Annotated in this window: 17 protein-coding genes and 3 tRNA genes; 16 read left to right on the forward strand and 4 right to left on the reverse strand. The window is 45.0% G+C overall.

All coding sequences use genetic code 11. The annotated features are described in order from the left end of the window. The first annotated feature begins 34 nt into the window (after positions 1–34). From ABGV42_RS02315 to ABGV42_RS02345, 7 genes are all read left to right on the forward strand, one after another. A tRNA-Met gene (locus ABGV42_RS02315) sits at positions 35–111 on the forward strand. Positions 112–117: 6 nt separating this feature from the next. Further along, positions 118–193: transfer RNA gene (locus tag ABGV42_RS02320), tRNA-Thr, on the forward strand. A gap of 11 nt (positions 194–204) precedes the next feature. Beyond that, positions 205–285 (forward strand) — tRNA-Leu (locus ABGV42_RS02325). A gap of 358 nt (positions 286–643) precedes the next feature. Next, positions 644–1399: a cupin domain-containing protein gene (locus tag ABGV42_RS02330; protein ID WP_347383115.1), complete on the forward strand. Its 756-nt coding sequence runs from the start codon at positions 644–646 to the stop codon at positions 1397–1399. Positions 1400–1491: 92 nt separating this feature from the next. Further along, entirely contained in the window at positions 1492–1938 is a 447-nt protein-coding gene (locus ABGV42_RS02335) for a carboxymuconolactone decarboxylase family protein (protein ID WP_347380204.1), read from the forward strand. Positions 1939–1973: 35 nt separating this feature from the next. Continuing rightward, a complete protein-coding gene (locus ABGV42_RS02340) occupies positions 1974–2903 on the forward strand; it encodes a sigma-70 family RNA polymerase sigma factor (protein ID WP_347380205.1) in 930 nt (309 codons plus the stop codon). A gap of 257 nt (positions 2904–3160) precedes the next feature. Next, on the forward strand, positions 3161–3889 hold the full coding sequence (locus ABGV42_RS02345; RefSeq protein ID WP_347380206.1) for a DUF1361 domain-containing protein: 729 nt from the start codon (positions 3161–3163) through the stop codon (positions 3887–3889). Between the two features lie 84 nt (positions 3890–3973). Here the strand turns inward: ABGV42_RS02345 and ABGV42_RS02350 are convergent, their stop codons facing one another. After that, entirely contained in the window at positions 3974–5008 is a 1035-nt protein-coding gene (locus ABGV42_RS02350) for an alpha/beta fold hydrolase (RefSeq protein ID WP_347380207.1), read from the reverse strand. Positions 5009–5113: 105 nt separating this feature from the next. Here ABGV42_RS02350 and ABGV42_RS02355 point away from each other — a divergent pair, with 105 nt between their 5' ends. Continuing rightward, complete coding sequence (locus tag ABGV42_RS02355) at positions 5114–5707, forward strand: TetR/AcrR family transcriptional regulator (RefSeq protein ID WP_347383116.1); 594 nt, start codon at positions 5114–5116, stop codon at positions 5705–5707. 66 nt (positions 5708–5773) lie between these two features. Beyond that, on the forward strand, positions 5774–6802 hold the full coding sequence (locus tag ABGV42_RS02360) for a serine hydrolase domain-containing protein (protein WP_347380208.1): 1029 nt from the start codon (positions 5774–5776) through the stop codon (positions 6800–6802). Positions 6803–6900: 98 nt separating this feature from the next. Here the strand turns inward: ABGV42_RS02360 and ABGV42_RS02365 are convergent, their stop codons facing one another. Beyond that, on the reverse strand, positions 6901–7929 hold the full coding sequence (locus tag ABGV42_RS02365; protein ID WP_347380209.1) for a serine hydrolase domain-containing protein: 1029 nt from the start codon (positions 7927–7929) through the stop codon (positions 6901–6903). A 232-nt stretch (positions 7930–8161) separates the two neighbouring features. On the opposite strand from ABGV42_RS02365, the gene ABGV42_RS02370 reads away from it, so the two are divergent. Further along, positions 8162–9238 (forward strand): ankyrin repeat domain-containing protein, encoded by a 1077-nt coding sequence (locus ABGV42_RS02370; RefSeq protein WP_347380210.1) that lies wholly within the window; start codon positions 8162–8164, stop codon positions 9236–9238. A gap of 180 nt (positions 9239–9418) precedes the next feature. Here ABGV42_RS02370 and ABGV42_RS02375 read toward each other — a convergent pair whose 3' ends face one another. Further along, the gene (locus tag ABGV42_RS02375; RefSeq protein ID WP_347380211.1) at positions 9419–10126 is read right to left on the reverse strand and encodes a hypothetical protein; all 708 of its coding nucleotides are present in this window, start codon (positions 10124–10126) and stop codon (positions 9419–9421) included. A 175-nt stretch (positions 10127–10301) separates the two neighbouring features. Between ABGV42_RS02375 and ABGV42_RS02380 the strand changes: the two genes are divergently transcribed. Both ABGV42_RS02380 and ABGV42_RS02385 read left to right on the forward strand, forming a co-directional pair. Next, positions 10302–10874 carry a cupin domain-containing protein gene (locus ABGV42_RS02380; protein ID WP_347380212.1) on the forward strand — a complete coding sequence of 191 codons (573 nt, stop codon included), beginning with the start codon at positions 10302–10304 and terminating at the stop codon, positions 10872–10874. A 152-nt stretch (positions 10875–11026) separates the two neighbouring features. Further along, complete coding sequence (locus ABGV42_RS02385; protein ID WP_347380213.1) at positions 11027–11707, forward strand: hypothetical protein; 681 nt, start codon at positions 11027–11029, stop codon at positions 11705–11707. Between the two features lie 134 nt (positions 11708–11841). On the opposite strand, the gene ABGV42_RS02390 is transcribed toward ABGV42_RS02385, so the two are convergent. Further along, positions 11842–12726: a LysR family transcriptional regulator gene (locus ABGV42_RS02390; RefSeq protein WP_347380214.1), complete on the reverse strand. Its 885-nt coding sequence runs from the start codon at positions 12724–12726 to the stop codon at positions 11842–11844. Positions 12727–12838: 112 nt separating this feature from the next. Between ABGV42_RS02390 and zwf the strand changes: the two genes are divergently transcribed. The 4 genes from zwf to ABGV42_RS02410 all read left to right on the forward strand — a co-directional run bounded on the left by zwf (position 12839) and on the right by ABGV42_RS02410 (position 17960). Beyond that, on the forward strand, positions 12839–14362 hold the full coding sequence (gene zwf / locus ABGV42_RS02395; RefSeq protein WP_347380215.1) for a glucose-6-phosphate dehydrogenase: 1524 nt from the start codon (positions 12839–12841) through the stop codon (positions 14360–14362). Positions 14363–14393: 31 nt separating this feature from the next. Continuing rightward, positions 14394–15059: a fructose-6-phosphate aldolase gene (gene fsa, locus ABGV42_RS02400; protein ID WP_095357317.1), complete on the forward strand. Its 666-nt coding sequence runs from the start codon at positions 14394–14396 to the stop codon at positions 15057–15059. Positions 15060–15127: 68 nt separating this feature from the next. Then, on the forward strand, positions 15128–16546 hold the full coding sequence (gene gndA, locus ABGV42_RS02405) for an NADP-dependent phosphogluconate dehydrogenase (RefSeq protein ID WP_347380216.1): 1419 nt from the start codon (positions 15128–15130) through the stop codon (positions 16544–16546). A 310-nt stretch (positions 16547–16856) separates the two neighbouring features. Continuing rightward, entirely contained in the window at positions 16857–17960 is a 1104-nt protein-coding gene (locus tag ABGV42_RS02410; RefSeq protein WP_347380217.1) for a metallophosphoesterase, read from the forward strand. Positions 17961–18083: the final 123 nt, after the last annotated feature.

Consider the following 18083-nt stretch of genomic DNA (forward strand, 5'->3'; position numbering starts at 1 on the left):
AATCCCTTTGGGATATTTTCTAATTACATAATGTGGCGGCGTAGCTCAGCTGGCTAGAGCGTACGGTTCATACCCGTGAGGTCGGGGGTTCGATCCCCTCTGCCGCTACCAAAAAACGCCGGTGTAGCTCAACTGGTAGAGCAACTGACTTGTAATCAGTAGGTTGGGGGTTCAAGTCCTCTCGCCGGCACCATAATACGATATGCGCGTGTGGCGGAATTGGCAGACGCACTAGACTTAGGATCTAGCGTCTTTGACGTGGGGGTTCAAGTCCCTCCACGCGCATCCAGGAATTAACGGACAGGATCAAGAGTAAAGGAAGATTATTATACTTCTATACTCTTGATCCTGTCCGTTTATATTTATAACCCTTGAGTTTGAGTTCATTTCAAGGTTTTTTTTGTTTTTTAAACTATATAGCAAGTGAAAATAAGATAAACCGGCAGATATGATTTTTTTTTTATGCAATTGGGATTCGTATCGCACGTTTATCATTGAATTCCATTTTGACCTGGGCCATTTGCCCTGAATCAGCTCCGGCAGAAATGGGCTCACGCATATATGCCCTGGGCATAAGCTGGCGTATAGGTTTATACCTAAACCATGAGCGAAGGGCAGGCGTTAACTTTTGGCAACCTCTTATATGGATTATACGTTACCCACCACCCAGTTCACGTATGATGTGAACCAGAATCAATTGTTCAAAAAGGATGAAAATAACTACATTAACTCCCTATCCATCAAACAGTTAAATACATTGGGGAATGCATCCCTGCTGGATATTTATTTGAGTACTGGCAATGTAGTTGAACCTCATATACATCAAAACGCAACAGAATTGGTCTATTGTATCCGTGGTTCTGCTGTCGTTTCCCTGATCAATCCTTTTACCAACGAATTGTTAAACTTCCGCATTAATCCTGGCCAGGTAGCGAATGTTCCCCAAGGCTGGTGGCATTATGAAATTGCAACTCTTGATAACACTCACCTGCTGGCCATTTTTGATGCTCCGGTTCCAGAAGCGATATTTGGTTCAGACATTCTGCGTCTTACGCCTGCAAATGTACTGGCCCATACGTATTGTCTGGACGAGAACAAGGTTAAAGAGACACTAGCCCCAATTCAAAAGACCGTATTCATTGGACCGCCTGCAGATTGTGCAACTCAAGTTTCGCCAGCTGCCGAAAACATGCCTAAACCAAATAGCCAGCCCAACGCCCAGCCGAATTCTCAGCCGTATGTACAAATGCAGTACGCACCAAGTCCGGAACATATTTATCCCGATCCAATGAATTCATCGTATGGACATACCCCGAATACGGCTTATTTGCCATCGGAGTCAGATTACACGCCGTACACTGTGCAGCGCCCTCTCATTGGTAACGGTTGGAGATACTAATTATCCCCCATAACTTTTTTTGAAATGGATGTCACAGATTCATCTGCTCATTTGTCTTCAGTATGTACACTACAATACGGAGGCGATTTGAAATGAGTTTGAGAATGAATCACAGAGCAGTAAATCCGGGAGCTTTCAAGGCATTAATGGCAATGGAGCAGTTTGTATCGGGTCAATTTGAAGATAAAGTATTATATGAGCTGTTAAAAATCAGAGTATCACAAATCAACGGCTGTGCTTTTTGTCTTGACATGCATGCCAAAGATCTGTTGAAGCTTGGCGATTATGCAGATCACATTTTAATGCTTAGCGTATGGCGCGAAGCTCCTTTGTTCACGGAAAAAGAACGTGTTATGCTTGAACTGGCTGAAGCCGTGACCCAAATCTCTGAGCAGGGGGTTCCTTTGGATTTATACAATAAGGTCCGGGAACACTTTAGTGAAGCGGAGGTCGTGGATTTGATCATGGCGATCAATACCATAAACAACTGGAACCGAATTGCAATTACTACAGGCATGTATCCCGGCTGTTTTAATTAAACATCTAATATCCGCTCCCAGAGGAGGCTTTTCAAATGAATCCTGATAAACTCACCAATGAACCGGAAGAGTCTTCTCTGGAAGTTGGTGAACTGTATATCCGTTATAAAGCATATGCTTTCTCCATTGCTTATCGAATGCTTGGGAGTGTCGTGGAAGCGGAGGATATTGTTCAGGACTGTTTTGCAGGGCTGCAGAGCAGATCTGACGAAGTAATCCGTAATCCCAAATCCTATATTGCCAAACTTGTCGTAAATCGGAGTCTGAATCAGCTGAATTCCGCGCGCAATCAAAGAGAACATTATGTTGGTGAATGGCTTCCTGAACCGATTGGCGAGACAGTGAAGCTGCCAGAGGAAACTTATGAACAGAAAGAAATGATCTCTTATGCCTATCTGGTGCTGCTGGAACGACTGACACCCGTGGAACGGGCAGTATTTGTGCTTCGTGAAGCCTTCCAGTACGAGTACCGGGAGATTGCCGATTGGCTTGGCAAAACGGAAAGCAATTGCCGGCAAATTTTTAGCCGGGCCAGACGCAACCTGCCGGATCAACTTCCGGATAAGGATCAGACCACCGTGGATCAAGCGACCAAAGAAAAATTGCTCGCGCGTTTCACGACTGCCTTTCTTGCTTATGATGTGACTGCCATGCTCGATCTGCTCTCTGAACAACCTGTATTTACCGCAGATGGAGGTGGACGGGTACATACGGTCATGAGATCCATGAAGGTTCATAAGGGTGTTCTCGCTCTTCTGACGTCCCGGCGTGTGCTTACCCGATTAAGGGAACGCGAGTGGGTTCCAACCATGATCAACGGGGAGCTTCAGGTTGCTCTCCTGAATAATGGGGAGTTAAGCGAGGTATTATGCCTTCAGGCGGACTTGTCGGGTGAACGAATTGAGGCAGTCTATCTGGTCGTGAATCCAGATAAACTGACTGCAATTATCGCAGGAAGTCATTGAACAACTATGTAGAAAATGCGCATTTAAAGAAAGCGGCTTGTTCCTATTAACGGAACAGCCGCTTTTGTGTTATGTAGGTGCAGATTGAGGTATTGGGATAATGCTCTGCAACGGACTTAATGATGAATACCGGATTCAAGTAATTTGATTCTTATTGAGTACGTGGTATGATCCTAATGTGGTGTTTGTTTCAATTTTTAGGATGAGAATGGAAGCGATTATTCGGAATTTCCCGAAAATAAGTGAGGTAGGCACTATTGAGACAGCTGAATTATTTTAATGTTTTTATTTTCCTTAGCGTAGTTACTGTGGTTACGGTAGGACTGTACTTTGCAGCTGCTGACTGGCTGGACCAACGATATTTCCGGTTTCTTATCTGGAATCTGTTTTTGGCCTGGATTCCGTTTGTTTTCTCTTTTATTTCATATGGATTCAGTGAAGCGAAGTGGAGAGTGGCTCCATGGCTTGCGGTGGCAAGTGGGCTCTTATGGCTGTTGTTTTTTCCGAATGCGTCCTATATCGTAACGGATCTTGTTCATCTGACGGCGCGGAGTTCGCGTTACTATGCTGAAAACGGTCTGGATTACAGGTACTGGTACGATCTGATTGTAGTGCTGATGTTTGTATGGACAGGCTTGCTGCTTGGTTTTTTGTCCATGTATCAGCTCCAAGAGGTTATATATCGAAAAATGGGAAATGTGGCGTCATGGGTCTTTGTACTGGCGGGCTGCGCTTTGGGGAGCTACGGTGTGCTGCTCGGGCGGGTCTACCGTCTGAACAGTTGGGATGCCTTAACTAACCGGGATACGCTGTTTAAATTGGTAGTTGAAAGTGTTAGTCGTCCATCGATTGCGTTTTGCCTGTTTTTTGGTCTATTTATACTCACCATCTACTTGACGCTGCACTATCTCATGAATGCAAAATTGACGCGTGAAAAGAAGATGGATCCTAGGGGACTTGAGACAGATCAGCAAGCTTTCCGTTAAATCATAGGAACGGAATTGAATTAGCAGATTTAATACGAAAAAGGCTGTCCCGTAGTGGTGCGCAAGGGGACAGCCTTTAAACATTTAGCGAATGGAGTGCGTCTTGTTGTTGTTCGAAAGCAATTGCAGGATGGTTTGGATAACGAGGTCGGGTTCGTCATGAATGACCATGTGTCCGCTTTTCGAAGCAACGATGAGCTCACTATCCTCCGATATGTTCAACATGTTGCGCTGTCCCGCTTGCCAGATGGATTCAAGTTCCTTTCCAATATCATCGGATATTCCTGCCTGAGCATAGTTTTGGGGGAGCCCGCGAGCAATGATTCGTACAGGGATGGATTCGAGGTTTTGGCCGCGAATGGCATCTTCTGTTTTATAGGCAAGAGCAGCTTCCTCTTCTTTGGCATGAAAAAAGGAAGGGGTTGCTATTACATTAACAAATGCATCCCGATCTTGTTTGGCAACCAATCCTTCAAGCATGAAGTCTGGAAACAGCCGGAAACTTCCGGATAACTTCAAAACCGACAATAAGGAAGCAGGCGGATTACCTTGAAAGTGAGCCTGTTTCAGCAAATCCTTCGTATTTCGTTCATCATCCTCAGGTCTTGCATCAATAAGGACCAAGCCTTCCACGTCGTTTCTGTAGGTTTGTGCGAACAGCCTGGCATACATTCCACCAAGAGAATGTCCTACCATAATATATGGCCCACCAATGCCTTCTTTCTCCAGAGCTGTATGTAACTCTTTAACAATATTTGCACCAGAACGTTCAGTGGGGGAGGGCTCACTCCACGCATACCCTGCGCGGTCGTAGGTAACCACTGTGGCGTATTTGGCCAGTTCATTAGGGATATCACGCCAGGATAGACTGGTTTCACCACTTCCTGCCTCCAAAATAATGGTAGGAGACCCGCTTCCTTGTTGATGAATGTGAAGCTGGTAACCTCCGGCTTCAACTAATTTTCCCGAAGGTGGATAGTCTCCTTTTGCCTTCACTGAGGCATACCATTCATAGAGGAAACCTACGCTAATAACCAATAGCGCTGTACAGAACAGCAGGGTTATGAATTTTAACACTCTCCATTTTTTGCGTCGATTGCCTGAAATGCTAGTCTGCATCCTTAGTAATTCCTTTCTTTACAATCTTTTTATTTAATACGATGTATTAAAAAGAATTATAACACAGTGTACTATAAAAAGAGAAGCTTGGTGTATAATGAAGCCATGCCCAAAATTGTAGACCATGAAAAACAAAGATCAATTGTTGCTGCCGCAGCTATTCGCGTTATCCGGGATAATGGACTTGAACACGCCACTGTTCGGACTATAGCGAAGGAAGCGGGCCTATCCGTAGGATCAATGAGGCATTATTTTGCCACACAGGCTGAGCTATTTGCATTTTGCATGAATCTGTTTGCGGAAAGGGTGAAACAGAGAGTAGAAGCGTTACAGATGAGTGGAACCGTGTTGGAGAATATGAAAAATCTCCTGCTGCAATTTCTTCCACTGGATGAGGACAGGAAAATGGAAATGGAGGTCTGGTTTTCTTTTTCGGCCAAAGTGCTGATGTACCCTGAATTAAAAAAGTTAAGCGATCAAATGCATAACGGTATGTATCTATCCGCTCAATTGGTTATCCAGGAGCTGCGCGAACATGGCATGGCACATCCGGATCTGGATGCCGAGATCGAAACAGAGAAGTTGTATGCTCTGGTAGATGGACTAGCCATTCATACGCTAATGCAACCCGAAAGGCTAAGTGTTCAACGGATGGAGCAGGTGATAGAACAACACTTAATCATGCTTTGTCAGCCGTAGATTACAGCACCATGTATGGTGGATGTAAGAACCGGGCGAGCAAAAGAAAAAAAGGTGAGTAAAACAATGACATACGAAACGGATTTGATACGCAAGATAGATAAAGTCATGGAGAGTATCGATTTTTCTGGTGTGATTTTGTTAAAACAACGTGGCCAATTGCTTTTGAACAGGAGTCGTGGGTACGCCAATCGAAGCGAAGCAATCCCCAACCAGATGGATACCCGGTTTGGAATTGCTTCAGGATGCAAAATCTTCACGGCAGTAAGTGTATGCCAGCTAATTGAGCAGGGTAAACTGTCTGGCGATTCATTGCTGAAAGATGTGTTGAGTATTGACTTTCCATTATGGGACAAAAATGTTACGGTGCATCAATTACTAACGCATACTTCAGGCATTCCGGATTATTTTGACGAGGAAGTGATGGAGGACTTTGCCGATTTGTGGAAAGAGCGGCCTGTCTACTCGATGAGACAGCCAAGTGACTTTTTGCCGATGTTCCGGCATCTGCCAATGAAGTCAACACCCGGTGAACGTTTCCACTATAATAATGCGGCATTTATCGTGTTAGGCTTGATTGTGGAAGAACAATCGGGACAACCTTTCACCGAATATGTACAGGAACACATTTTTAAACGTTGCGGGATGACGAATTCAGGTTATTTTTTGACCGATCAGCTTCCACGAAACACAGCAATCGGATATATTGATCATGACGATGGAACATGGAACACCAATATATTCTCGATCCCAATCAAGGGTGGGGCCGATGGTGGGGCGTATACAACAGCACCTGATATGATTCGTTTCTGGGATGGACTGTTAAATTATAAATTACTGAGTGAATCGACAACACAACATTTGACTACACCTCATGTACAAGAAGAAGGAGAGACCTACTATGGCCAGGGTGTTTGGGTTGATCAAAAAGGAGAAGATATTTTCAAAGTACATGTCATGGGATTTGATCCTGGGGTGTCGTTTATGTCTTCGCTATACCTAGAACATGCAGCACAACTGGTCGTGCTCTCCAATAAGGAATCAGGTCCATATCCCATAACACTTGCGATTGAAGAGACACTTTTTGAGGTGTAATGAAGTAAAACAATGTACGTCAATAACCCCAACCGATCGGGAAGTACCCGGTCATGGTTGGGGTAATATTGTGTTTTACATAAACCGATAGATGCGGTTTACAATAGTTTAAGTAACTGTGGAGCAATCAATCTAGGGAAAACATCCAGAGGAGGTTTTTCCTTCTTTCGTTTGTCGTTCGTCAAGACCGTAACAAGCTCAAGCTCAGGAACAACGTACACAAACTGACCGCCATATCCACGGGCGTAATAATAGTGAAGTACAGACTTACTCTGCTCAGCGGTGTTTATGGAGGTGTACTCAGACCCATACCCCGACGATTGTTTACGTTCTCCACTAAATTCAGATGATTCATCAGTCTTGCAAGTATCGACCCACCAGTGCCAGCCGTAGCTTCCACGGTTCGGTGGAGTCACGGTAATGAATGCTTCTGTAGAACGGGCAACGAGAGCACTTGAAATCAAACGTTCACCATGCCACGTACCTTTCTGCAAAAAGAGCTGACCGAATTTCAGCAAATCCACTGGCAGCATCTTTAACCCAAATCCCCCTGTATGTACACCCTGAGGATCACTCTCCCACTGATACTCCGTAATCCCCAATGGACCAAACAAATAACGTTCAGCGAACTCCGCTACGCTCATTCCAGTTTGTTGCATAAGGATGGCCGCAAGTATTTGCGATACCCCCGAATTGTATTCCATATGGGTTCCTGGTGAATGACTAAGACGTTGCTCCAACGCAAAGTTCACCCAATGATCCGTGCGTGTCATACGTGGAAACGAATTTTGTCCGCCAAACTCATCCCAGTTGAAACCGGCTGTCATGGTGAGCAGCTGTTCCAGAGTGATTTGCGGTTTCCGGGGGTCAGGATCTGAAGCTAGCTTCGGGAAAAAGGTAGAGAGTGGAGTGGATGCATCAGGCAGCCACCCGTGATCCATCGCGATACAGATAAGTGCAGACAGCACACTTTTGGTGCACGAATTGACTTTGGCGATCTGATTAGCTGCTTCTTGATTGCGATAATGCTGGTATATGTGCTCCCCTTGCATGCTGACGAGGCAGCTTCGAAGATCTAATGAAGGAATCTGTTGTTGAAATATGGATTGTACGGATAAAGGATTCATAATGTCCCTTTCTAAGGTTGTTGTTTATGAAATAGGTGTTCATAATATTAGCATAGGAATGTGCAGAGCTCAAATGTGATACATGACCGTGGACATCGTTCTGGTGTTCTGCGAATATTTCTATCTTTTCATATTTCAAGAAATGGTAAGATAGAGAATCAGTTTAGGTATAATAGAATGGACTAATAAGAGTAGTTTTCATATGCATATAAACCAGGGGGAGGGTACATCTTTGTTCAAAATCGGAAACCAAGGAACGTTTGAAACGCTGCCTGATTTCGCCATGGCGATCTATAAGGGAGATACTGCTGCTGTAGAGGAATGGATCAGAGAGGGTGTGGACTTGGAAGCACCCATCACACTCAGCAAATACATAGCTTTGACACCAATAGAGCTTGCTTTAATCACCAATCAACAGAAGATGATAGAGCTATTCGTAGAGCATGGCGTCAATCTCAATATGAAAGGTAACCCGTCTATTCTTACTGCAGCCAGATATGGCGGAGAAGAGGTCCTTCGCTATCTGCATGAGAAGGGTGCGAAATTGACTGGTTTAAACAAGGTGAAATCGAGTGCGTACGATGAAGCATATTACGGCAACAAAAAGAATATAGCTGTGCTGAACGAGCTTGGACTGGATATACGGAAATATGGTGGGAAAACATTGCGGAAAGCTGTGTCTGACCATGATATGCAAACGATACAGTATTTGCTGAATGAAGGGACAGACATTAACTATAATGAACCGGATATGGTGTACCCTTATAGAGCAACCCCGCTTACTGTCGCTGCTCGCAACAATAATATGAAGATGGTTCAGTATCTCGTGGAACAGGGTGCAGATGTGACCATTCAGGAAAAGGATGGGGAACGGGCTTACACGATTGCGGTTAGTCAGAAAAATGACGAGATGGCCGATTACCTGAAGGCTCACGAACCGAAGGAGTTCCATGACTTAAGTAACAAATTGCATGCATTAAAGCCATACAAGCTGCCGAAGGAACTTGTTCATTTTCTGAACGAAGGGCCACGGCGAGTGGAATTGCCGGATAACGAATCAGGTATCCAATATGTAGATTTCTTTAATCTGTTGAATACTGTGGAGATGAAGATGGGGAGGCAGAAACTGCTTCGTTTATCCGCCGATTTGGATCAATACTCACATATTCATCTGGTCTGGAATCCCAGTAAAAAGCTCATCGGTTACGTTGATTTAGAACACCAGGAATATGGCGATATTTCTTCTACGCATCTTGATTTTCTGGCTGATCCGGGGAAGACCATAGCAGATTTTTTTGATCAAATATAAATTAGATATAAAGCTTGATTCTCTTTCGATATAGTCAGGCTTTTTTGTCATTCACTGAGTTGAACATAAAGAACAAATCTCTATGAAATGAAAAGCCTCAGACCTGATTGTATTCAGGCCTGAGGCTTTGATTTTATACATCCCGAGTGTCTCTGTTGAGCTTGTTGGACATGAGACTTATCATGGAGTCCATTGATCGTGGACAATACCGACAAGGGTGTGGTCCTCACCAATTTTTTCGAATACCAGACGCAAAGTATGCCAGTCTCTTTCGTCGTCACCTGCGCCTTTTACATGAAATTCAACAAAATCATGATTGGCTTCCGGGTATACCTCGTGCAAATTGCCGAGATGAGCATTCTCGCCAATGACGGCGTTTACCGCATTTTCACCGTCATGTATGAAGTCTTTGTTATACACATAGTTTTGATGATAATCCGCATAAGTCAGTTCAATTTGATCATTATTGCCGGGTGTGGAACGCCATACGTATCGGGTGGTATCTTTCATTAGCCCACTAATTTCATCCGGTGTGAACACCAGATCATTTTCTGGATCAATGTTGGCAAAAGGAGAGAAGCGGACTCCACCCTGTGAGGCCCAAGAAGCTACCGTCTCCATGTCTCCTTCTTGAAGGGCTTTGATAATGGTAGTGGATGCTTCAGTAACAGTCGGGGGCTGTCCCTCGACCGGTTCGTGGGCTTCCTTGCCTAATTCGGTATTTTCTTTTTCAGTACCCGTCTTGTTGTCCATCTGAGAATCCGGCTGCTCCTGTACGGTCTCTGTGGTTTGAGGCTCTGCACTCTCACCAGGAGTTGAGCTGCAGGCTGATAGAGTCGAAGCGACAAGGATGCCAAGTGCGAGTAGCATTATTTTGTTCCAGTGCAATATAAATTCCACCTTTCCGTTCTTCCATGTTTTTACCCGTATAGACGTCATTTTAACGCAAGAAGTTACAGAGCAGGAAATAAGGATGGCCATGACTTCCCCTTAAGCATGATCTGAATTTATTGCGCATACAGTACAACAATGAGGTATGCGCCCATAAGGAGGAAACATTAGCATGATCAATCCGATTTTGCAAATCCCGAATATTCAGCTCGCGGGTGATTCCACTGCTGTACTGAACTATCAGCGAGATCCGCGTAATTATGTTACGCAATTATTCGGGGAGCAACTGCCAAGCATTCAGAATGGCTTTTTCAATATACACATGAGCAAGGGGATCATTGTTCAGCCTCACTGGCATACCAACACGACGGAAATGATTGTTTTGATTAGTGGGGAGATTACAACTTCGGTGTTTGATCCCTTTGCCCGGAGACGGATTAATTATCATTTGAAACCCGGTCAAGTCTCCATTTTCCCCAAAGGATGGTTTCATTGGTTTGTGGCGGATACGGATGATGTTCATTTGCTGACCATCTTTGATCAGCCGACGCCTGATATTGTGTTGGGAGCAGACTTCCTGGCTGCAACACCTCCTGAAGTAGCACATAGAGCCTACTGTATTGACGAAGAAGCCTATGCCCAAGCGGTTGCATCCATCCAAAATGATGCGATCTTGGGACCGCCAATTGGTTGTGTGGACTCCGTTTCGGACCAAGTAAACCAAGCATCCAAAACCAAAGGCTGACTTAAGTTTTCATTTCAGATCATGTCGATGCCCGTGACCAGTAAACGTGTCTGGTTTCGGGCTTTTATTTTGCACAAATATACATCTACAAGTTTCTTGGTTAATATAAATTTAGCGTTTGTTTGAACACATGATTATGGAGGGGAATATCCATGACGATTACGGGTACGGAATTGCTGGAAACAGCGATGAGTTATGCGCCCATTTTGATGTTTGATCTGAACGAACCGTTTTATCCGGATCTGGTTGGTATTTCAATACTCGAGAAACCTGGACCTTCACCCTCGTTTAAACGGGAAATCCTTTTTCCGGTTGAGGCCGTGCAATTTGTAGTGGAGTATGCGATATGGTGGGATTATGAGATTGGGCACCTGTATGAAATGGAACATGTTTGGATCTATGTGGGCCATGAAGGCGAGGTCGTGGATTGTGAAGCCAGTTTTCACGGTAAAGTGCTGAGGGGGATGCTGAAGGATCGGATGAATATGGTTGATCGTCACGTCTGTCTCTATTCACAGCCAGGTAAACATGCTTTCTCGCCGCTGCCTGTCGTGTTCGAGTTGCTGCCCGATTTGTATTCCGCTGCAGGTATCCAAGCCGGATGTGACGGCCTGCTAGTGAACGACTTGTTCAAAAATTATTATAAGACCAATGAGGAGATTGATGCTCGGGTGAGGAACTATCTACAGACCAAAGCCTTTGTACCGACAATGCAATTTGAAGAGTACTTACTAGAGCAGGAAAAGTTTGTAACATGGGACAGGCTGTTTGAGATGATTCCACAGCGAATCAGGAGCCGTCTAATAGAACTGGAGCAAATGGATGGAGTGTAATGAGCATTCAGCAGTGTAACGTTCTACACGAGTAAAAATGGAAATTTATCATTAGTCGCTAAACAGTCGTCAATTAACAAGTGCTTCTTTTTCCTAATCAGGGGTAGAAGCACTTGTTTGTGTTAAGGAGTGATTTAACTTTTAAAAATAAGATCCATAATTCGGTTTGCCGCCAGGGAAATAGGCATATTTCGTTTGGTCATAATCCCCACATGTGAAGGGGGAAGAGGGACATCGAGCTGAATTTCAAACAGTGAACCTTCCTCCAGCTCCTTGGAAATAAATTCACGGGTTACATAGGAAATACCCAATCCCCGCCTTGCAAATTCAATGAGCAGATCCACGCTTCCGACCTCGATCCCAGGCTTCAATGTGTATCCATAGCTGTTAAACAACTCCGTAATAGCCATGCGAACCCGGCTGTTCCGCGAGAAGAGAATAAGCTCGTGTTCAAGCAGCATATCCAGTGTCATGACCTTGCCCTTCAACTGGGCGTAACGTTCGCCAGCGACGAAGCAATCTTTGAGCTGAATGCTCTCACGGACCTCCAGCTGCGGATCCACAATTGGCATCCGTACAACACCGAGATCAATTTTGCCCTCTTTCAAAAACGTTATGACTTCAGGCGTTGTTCCATGACTTAGATGCAGCTTAATGTTGGGATACAGGATATGGAATTCTTCCAGGTACGCAAGCATGTAATGCTTGAACAAGGAGTCACTGCCTCCGATTCGAAGCTCTCCACTGTCCAGACTTTTCAATGCAGCCATTTTCTCTTCCGCGAGTGAAATCAGAATCTGGGATTGTTCGATATAGGAATATAGGCTGACGCCTTCTTGAGTCAATGCCACACCTTTGGAGTTCCGATAAAACAACGTCAGGCCAAAACTCTCTTCCAGCTGCTTGATGGCATGGCTGACGCTGGGTTGGGTGATATAAAGCGCCTTGGCGGCTTGAGTCAAACTTCCTGTTTTGGCAGCCCAGTAAAAGACTTTATATAACTCATAATTTGTTGTCATAGATATTGTCTATAGCTCCTGTGAAATATATTAATTACTTGTATGGCTATAAAACGTATTATAGTGTAACTACAGCAAAGAAACCAGAGTTACTTGGAAGGAGAACGGTGATATGGAACCGACGAGCATTATTTTATTTGGTGCTACTGGCGATTTAGCCAAAAGAAAAATATATCCTGCCTTATACAATTTATACATTGAGCAGAAACTTCCTGAAACCTTCTCGCTGATTGGCCTGGGCCGTAGAGAATGGTCTGATGAATTCTTTCAGGCACAAGTTGAAAAGTCACTGAATGAATTCTCCAGACGGCAGGCGGATCCTGAACGTGTGAAGTCATTCGTGCAGGCTTTTCGTTACAATGTATTGAATATTAGTCATAAGGAAGATTATATACAGCTGTTAAAATTGGTTGAACAGAGAGAAGCAGAGCTGGACATTCCGTCCAATCGTCTGTTCTATCTGTCTGTCGGACCAGAATTCTTCGAACCGATCGCAGAAAACATCCAAAACAGCGGACTGGGATCCACCGAAGGCTGGAAGCGCCTCGTGATTGAGAAACCGTTCGGTCATGATCTGCAATCGGCCCGAGATCTTAACCGCAAACTGAGTGAGGCGTTCACGGAAGAAGAGATTTATCGGATTGACCATTATCTTGGCAAACCGATGGTACAGCGTTTGGAAACCTTGCATCAGAGCAATCCGATTATGAAAGCATTGTGGAACAACCGTTACATCTCCAATGTGCAAATCACGGCCAACGAGACCGTTGGTGTGGAGGAACGTGCTTCCTATTATGATCATGTAGGTGCCGTGCGAGATATGTTCCAGAATCACATGCTGCAATTGCTCATGATGATGGCCATCCAGCTTCCATACAACAGCACAACCGAAAAAGTTGGGCTGAAGAAAAAGCATATTATGGAATCGATCGAGCCGCTGCAGAAACACAATGTGGGCGCAAGCGTGATTCGGGGACAATATGCTGAAGGATCCATTCAAGGCAAAGCTGTGAGTGCGTATGCTGCCGAGCCGGGTGTGGCCGAAAATACAATGAACGATACGTTTATCGCTGCAAAATTGCAGATCGATGACTTCTTCTGGCGCGGGGTTCCATTCTACATCCGCACAGGTAAACGAATGAAGGAGAAATCAACACGTATCGTTATTGAATTCAAGGAACCATCTGGTCAGTCAAATGCAGCGAAGAGCAATGGTTCCAAGCCGAACCTGCTTGTCATTGAAATGAGTCCTGATCAAAGCATGACGCTTCAGCTCAATGCGAGCGACCCTCAGCACAAAGGGGAGTTCAAGCCGGTTCACATTGATTTGGCACCTGATCGGGAAGATCTTGCCGAAGCTTATGAGAACCTGATTCGTGATGCCCTGCAGGGGGATCCAACGTTCTTCGCTCATTGGGATGAAGTTGAATTGTCTTGGGCTTGGGTACAGCCGATTTTGGAGGCGTTCGAAGAAAATCTGCTGCCACTTCACCTCTACCCGGCAGGTAGCTACGGTCCTGCGGAATCAGACGAGATGCTAGCTGCTGAAGGTCATCACTGGTGGTTTGATGAGCCGTCAGATCAGTCTGCTGAAGATGCACTGGCTGCACCTTTGGCTGTGAATTCAAACTTGTAATAAAAAAACAAATTAACTGGAGGGTTTTAACATGAAATTTTTCATCGACACAGCAAACTTGGAAGACATCAAAAAAGCGTATAAAATCGGCGTCCTGTCCGGTGTAACAACTAACCCATCACTAGTAGCCAAAGAAGGCATTAAGTTTGAAGATCGCATTGAGGAAATTTTGCGCGAAGTACCTGAAGTTGAATCCGTATCTGCAGAAGTAACACCAGATGCTCTTACAGCTGAAGAAATGATCGCTCAAGCGAATGAATTGATCAAAATCAACAATAACGACAAAAACATTACAATCAAGCTGCCAATGACACTTGCAGGACTTGAAGCTTGCCGTTACCTGACCAAAAAAGGCGTGAAAACGAACGTAACGTTGATCTTCACTGTGAATCAGGCACTGCTGGCAGCACGCGCAGGTGCTACTTATGTATCTCCATTCCTCGGACGCCTTGATGATATTTCGGAAGATGGTGTTCAATTGGTTGCCAAAGTAGCTGAATTGTTCCGTACACATAACCTGGATGCGCAAATTATCGCGGCTTCCGTAAGACATCCGGACCACGTTACACGTGTAGCGATGGCAGGAGCACATATTGCTACGGTTCCATTCTCTGTCATTGAACAAATTTCCAAACACCCACTGACAGATCAAGGCATGGACAAATTCGCAGCGGACTGGAAAAAAACAGTTCAATAAGAATCTTCCAAAGAGCGAATTCAATCAGATTAAACGTTTCTTAAAACAAGGAGCATGGGGAGGACATAATGAGTAAACAACAGATTGGTGTTATTGGACTTGCAGTAATGGGCAAAAACTTGGCCCTTAATATTGAAAGCAAAGGATTCTCGGTATCGGTGTTCAACCGTTCCCCGGAGAAAACAAACGATCTTTTGAAAGAAGCTGAGGGTAAAAACCTGATTGGTGCGTTCTCCATTGAAGAGTTCGTGGCATCCCTGGAATCCCCGCGCAAAATTTTGATCATGGTTCAAGCCGGTAAAGCGACTGATGCAACCATCGAGCAACTGCTTCCACATCTGGATCAAGGCGACATCATTATTGACGGAGGTAACGCCTACTTCCCTGACACGCAACGCCGCAGCAAAGAGCTGGAAGAAAAAGGTTTCCGTTTCATCGGAGCCGGTGTATCCGGTGGCGAAGAAGGCGCACTTAAAGGTCCGGCAATCATGCCAGGCGGTCAAGAAAGTGCATACGAATTGGTTGAACCGATTCTGACAGCCATTTCAGCAAAAGTTGGCGATGATGCCTGCAGCACGTACATTGGACCGGATGGTGCCGGACACTACGTCAAAATGGTGCACAACGGTATTGAATACGGAGATATGCAGTTGATTGGTGAAGCTTACCACCTGCTCAAATCCGTTCTGAATGTTTCCGTTGAGGAATTGCACGAAATCTTCACGGAGTGGAATCAAGGTGAACTGGACAGCTATCTGATCGAAATTACGGCAGATATCTTCTCCAAATACGATCCGGAAACCGGCAAACCCATGGTTGACGTTATTCTGGATGCGGCCGGACAAAAAGGAACAGGCAAATGGACAAGCCAAAGTGCGCTGGATCTCGGCGTGCCACTGTCCATGATTACGGAATCCGTATTCTCCCGTTTCCTGTCCGCGATGAAGGACGAGCGTGTAGCTGCGAGCAAAATCCTGAACGGACCGAAGACTGAAGCGTTCTCCGGAGATAAAAAAGCGTTTATCGAGAGCGTACGTAAAGCTTTGTTCGCAAGTAAAATCGTATCCTACGCACAAGGCTTCGCCCAAATGCGTGCGGCTTCCGACGAATATGGATGGGATCTAAAATACGGCAACATCGCGATGATCTTCCGCGGCGGCTGCATTATCCGTTCACAGTTCCTGCAAAACATCAAAGAAGCCTATGACAAAGATGCAGAACTCAAAAACCTGCTTCTGGATCCATACTTCCAAAACATCGTTGAATCCTACCAGGATGCTTGGCGTGAAGTTGTAGCTGCTGCTGTAAAACAAGGTATTCCGGTACCTGGTTTCTCCAGCGCCCTGTCCTACTATGACAGTTACCGTACAGAGCGTTTGCCTGCAAACCTGCTGCAAGCGCAACGTGACTACTTCGGTGCTCACACGTTCAAACGTGTGGACAAAGAAGGTTCATTCCACTTCCAATGGATGGATACAAACGAGTAATATATGTTAAGTCACTTTACTGAAAATTAACATGCGAGCATGCTTGCATCCGTTTATGAGTGGTAATACTCCTAAGCGAATGCAGGTATGCTTTTTTATTTATTTACTACACGGTTACTCTATAACACCGATTTCAATTGGCTGGAATTTAAGTATCACCAAATTGTAATAAAATGTACGTATCTAAGCTGGTGAAGGAGATGCCTCGACCCTGCATACTGCGTTATACTGGTTCAGACAGGCAATTATTTTATGGTTTGTTAGGTGTAAATTCAGCAATCAACTTATTGACGTGGAGGTTAACCGGAGCATGTTCGTATTGGCAGGCATTTTGTTTTTGGTTGTATACGGTTTATTGGTGTTCTACATAGGTTGGAGCGGCTGGAGCTGGATGAAGCCCGTCGTGTCAGCCAGGTTTCGATGGTTCTACATTGCAGCACTTGTATTTCTTGCGGTTTCATTCATTCTGGCCCGGCTGTTTGGAAGTATATCCTTCTTAAGTGTAATTGGTTCTTACTGGCTGGCTATTTTTTCACTGCTGCTGCTGATCTTGCCAGTAATCCATCTAACATTGTGGTTACTCCGTTTAACACGGATTCCCAGACATCACACACAGAAGTGGGCGGGTGTCGTTACTCTGGTGTTACTTCTCTCTACGATGGCTTATGGGATCTATAATGCGTATAGTCCGGTAGTAAGGGAGTACAGCATTCAAATTGATAAAAAGGTGGAAGGGATCGACAGTCTCAACATTGTTATGGCTGCGGATATGCATTTTGGACTTCTATCAGGTCCGGCACACGCCAAGCGCATGGTGGAGGAAATCAACGCGTTGAAGCCGGATCTGGTCCTCTATCCCGGTGACCTTATTGATGACAATCTGGACATGTATCTGGGTAGTGGCATTGCAGATATTATCAGTGGTATTCAGGCGCCATACGGAGTCTATGCTTCACTGGGCAATCATGACAAGTTCGACGGACCGATTGAAGATCTGATTGCTGCGCTGGAGAAGAGCAATATGCAAGTGCTTTACGATGACAAGGTCATGCTGGATGACAAAATTACCCTGATTGGACGCAAAGACAGGACGGAAAACGATCGTGCCGAAGTAGCAACGCTGATGCAGGATACCGATCTCAGCAAGCCGGTGCTGATGATGGATCATCAGCCGTATGATCTGGATATAGCGGAGCAGAATCGTGTGGATCTGGTTGTATCCGGTCACACCCACCGTGGCCAGATTGCACCTGCTCAGTTCATCACGCAGGCGATCTACGAGAACGATTGGGGTTACCTGCAAAAAGGTTCCATGCACTCCATTGTGACCTCTGGATATGGCTTCTGGGGACCACCAATCCGCACGAGCAGTCGCTCCGAAATCGTTCAGATTCATGTGACATTCCAACAATAATAGTAAAAGGCCCTTCAAACGAAGGGTCTTTTTTTATGGAAGTTTGTCTGCTTCAATAATTTAAACCAACCATAACCATCTAACCTGTGTTTATGTAAATAGAGCTTGTTTACTTTTAAAAAA

This window comes from Paenibacillus pabuli (assembly GCF_039831995.1).
Lineage (GTDB): Bacteria > Bacillota > Bacilli > Paenibacillales > Paenibacillaceae > Paenibacillus > Paenibacillus pabuli_C.

Coding starts and splice junctions, on each gene's coding strand:
- ABGV42_RS02410 (WP_347380217.1), top strand. CDS start 16,857: ATGTTCGTATTGGCAGGCATTTTGTTTTTGGTTGTATACGGTTTATTG.
- ABGV42_RS02350 (WP_347380207.1), bottom strand. CDS start 5,008: ATGCAGACTAGCATTTCAGGCAATCGACGCAAAAAATGGAGAGTGTTA.
- zwf (WP_347380215.1), top strand. CDS start 12,839: ATGGAACCGACGAGCATTATTTTATTTGGTGCTACTGGCGATTTAGCC.
- ABGV42_RS02360 (WP_347380208.1), top strand. CDS start 5,774: ATGACATACGAAACGGATTTGATACGCAAGATAGATAAAGTCATGGAG.
- ABGV42_RS02385 (WP_347380213.1), top strand. CDS start 11,027: ATGACGATTACGGGTACGGAATTGCTGGAAACAGCGATGAGTTATGCG.
- ABGV42_RS02365 (WP_347380209.1), bottom strand. CDS start 7,929: ATGAATCCTTTATCCGTACAATCCATATTTCAACAACAGATTCCTTCA.
- ABGV42_RS02380 (WP_347380212.1), top strand. CDS start 10,302: ATGATCAATCCGATTTTGCAAATCCCGAATATTCAGCTCGCGGGTGAT.
- ABGV42_RS02330 (WP_347383115.1), top strand. CDS start 644: ATGGATTATACGTTACCCACCACCCAGTTCACGTATGATGTGAACCAG.
- fsa (WP_095357317.1), top strand. CDS start 14,394: ATGAAATTTTTCATCGACACAGCAAACTTGGAAGACATCAAAAAAGCG.
- ABGV42_RS02390 (WP_347380214.1), bottom strand. CDS start 12,726: ATGACAACAAATTATGAGTTATATAAAGTCTTTTACTGGGCTGCCAAA.
- gndA (WP_347380216.1), top strand. CDS start 15,128: ATGAGTAAACAACAGATTGGTGTTATTGGACTTGCAGTAATGGGCAAA.
- ABGV42_RS02355 (WP_347383116.1), top strand. CDS start 5,114: ATGCCCAAAATTGTAGACCATGAAAAACAAAGATCAATTGTTGCTGCC.
- ABGV42_RS02335 (WP_347380204.1), top strand. CDS start 1,492: ATGAGTTTGAGAATGAATCACAGAGCAGTAAATCCGGGAGCTTTCAAG.
- ABGV42_RS02340 (WP_347380205.1), top strand. CDS start 1,974: ATGAATCCTGATAAACTCACCAATGAACCGGAAGAGTCTTCTCTGGAA.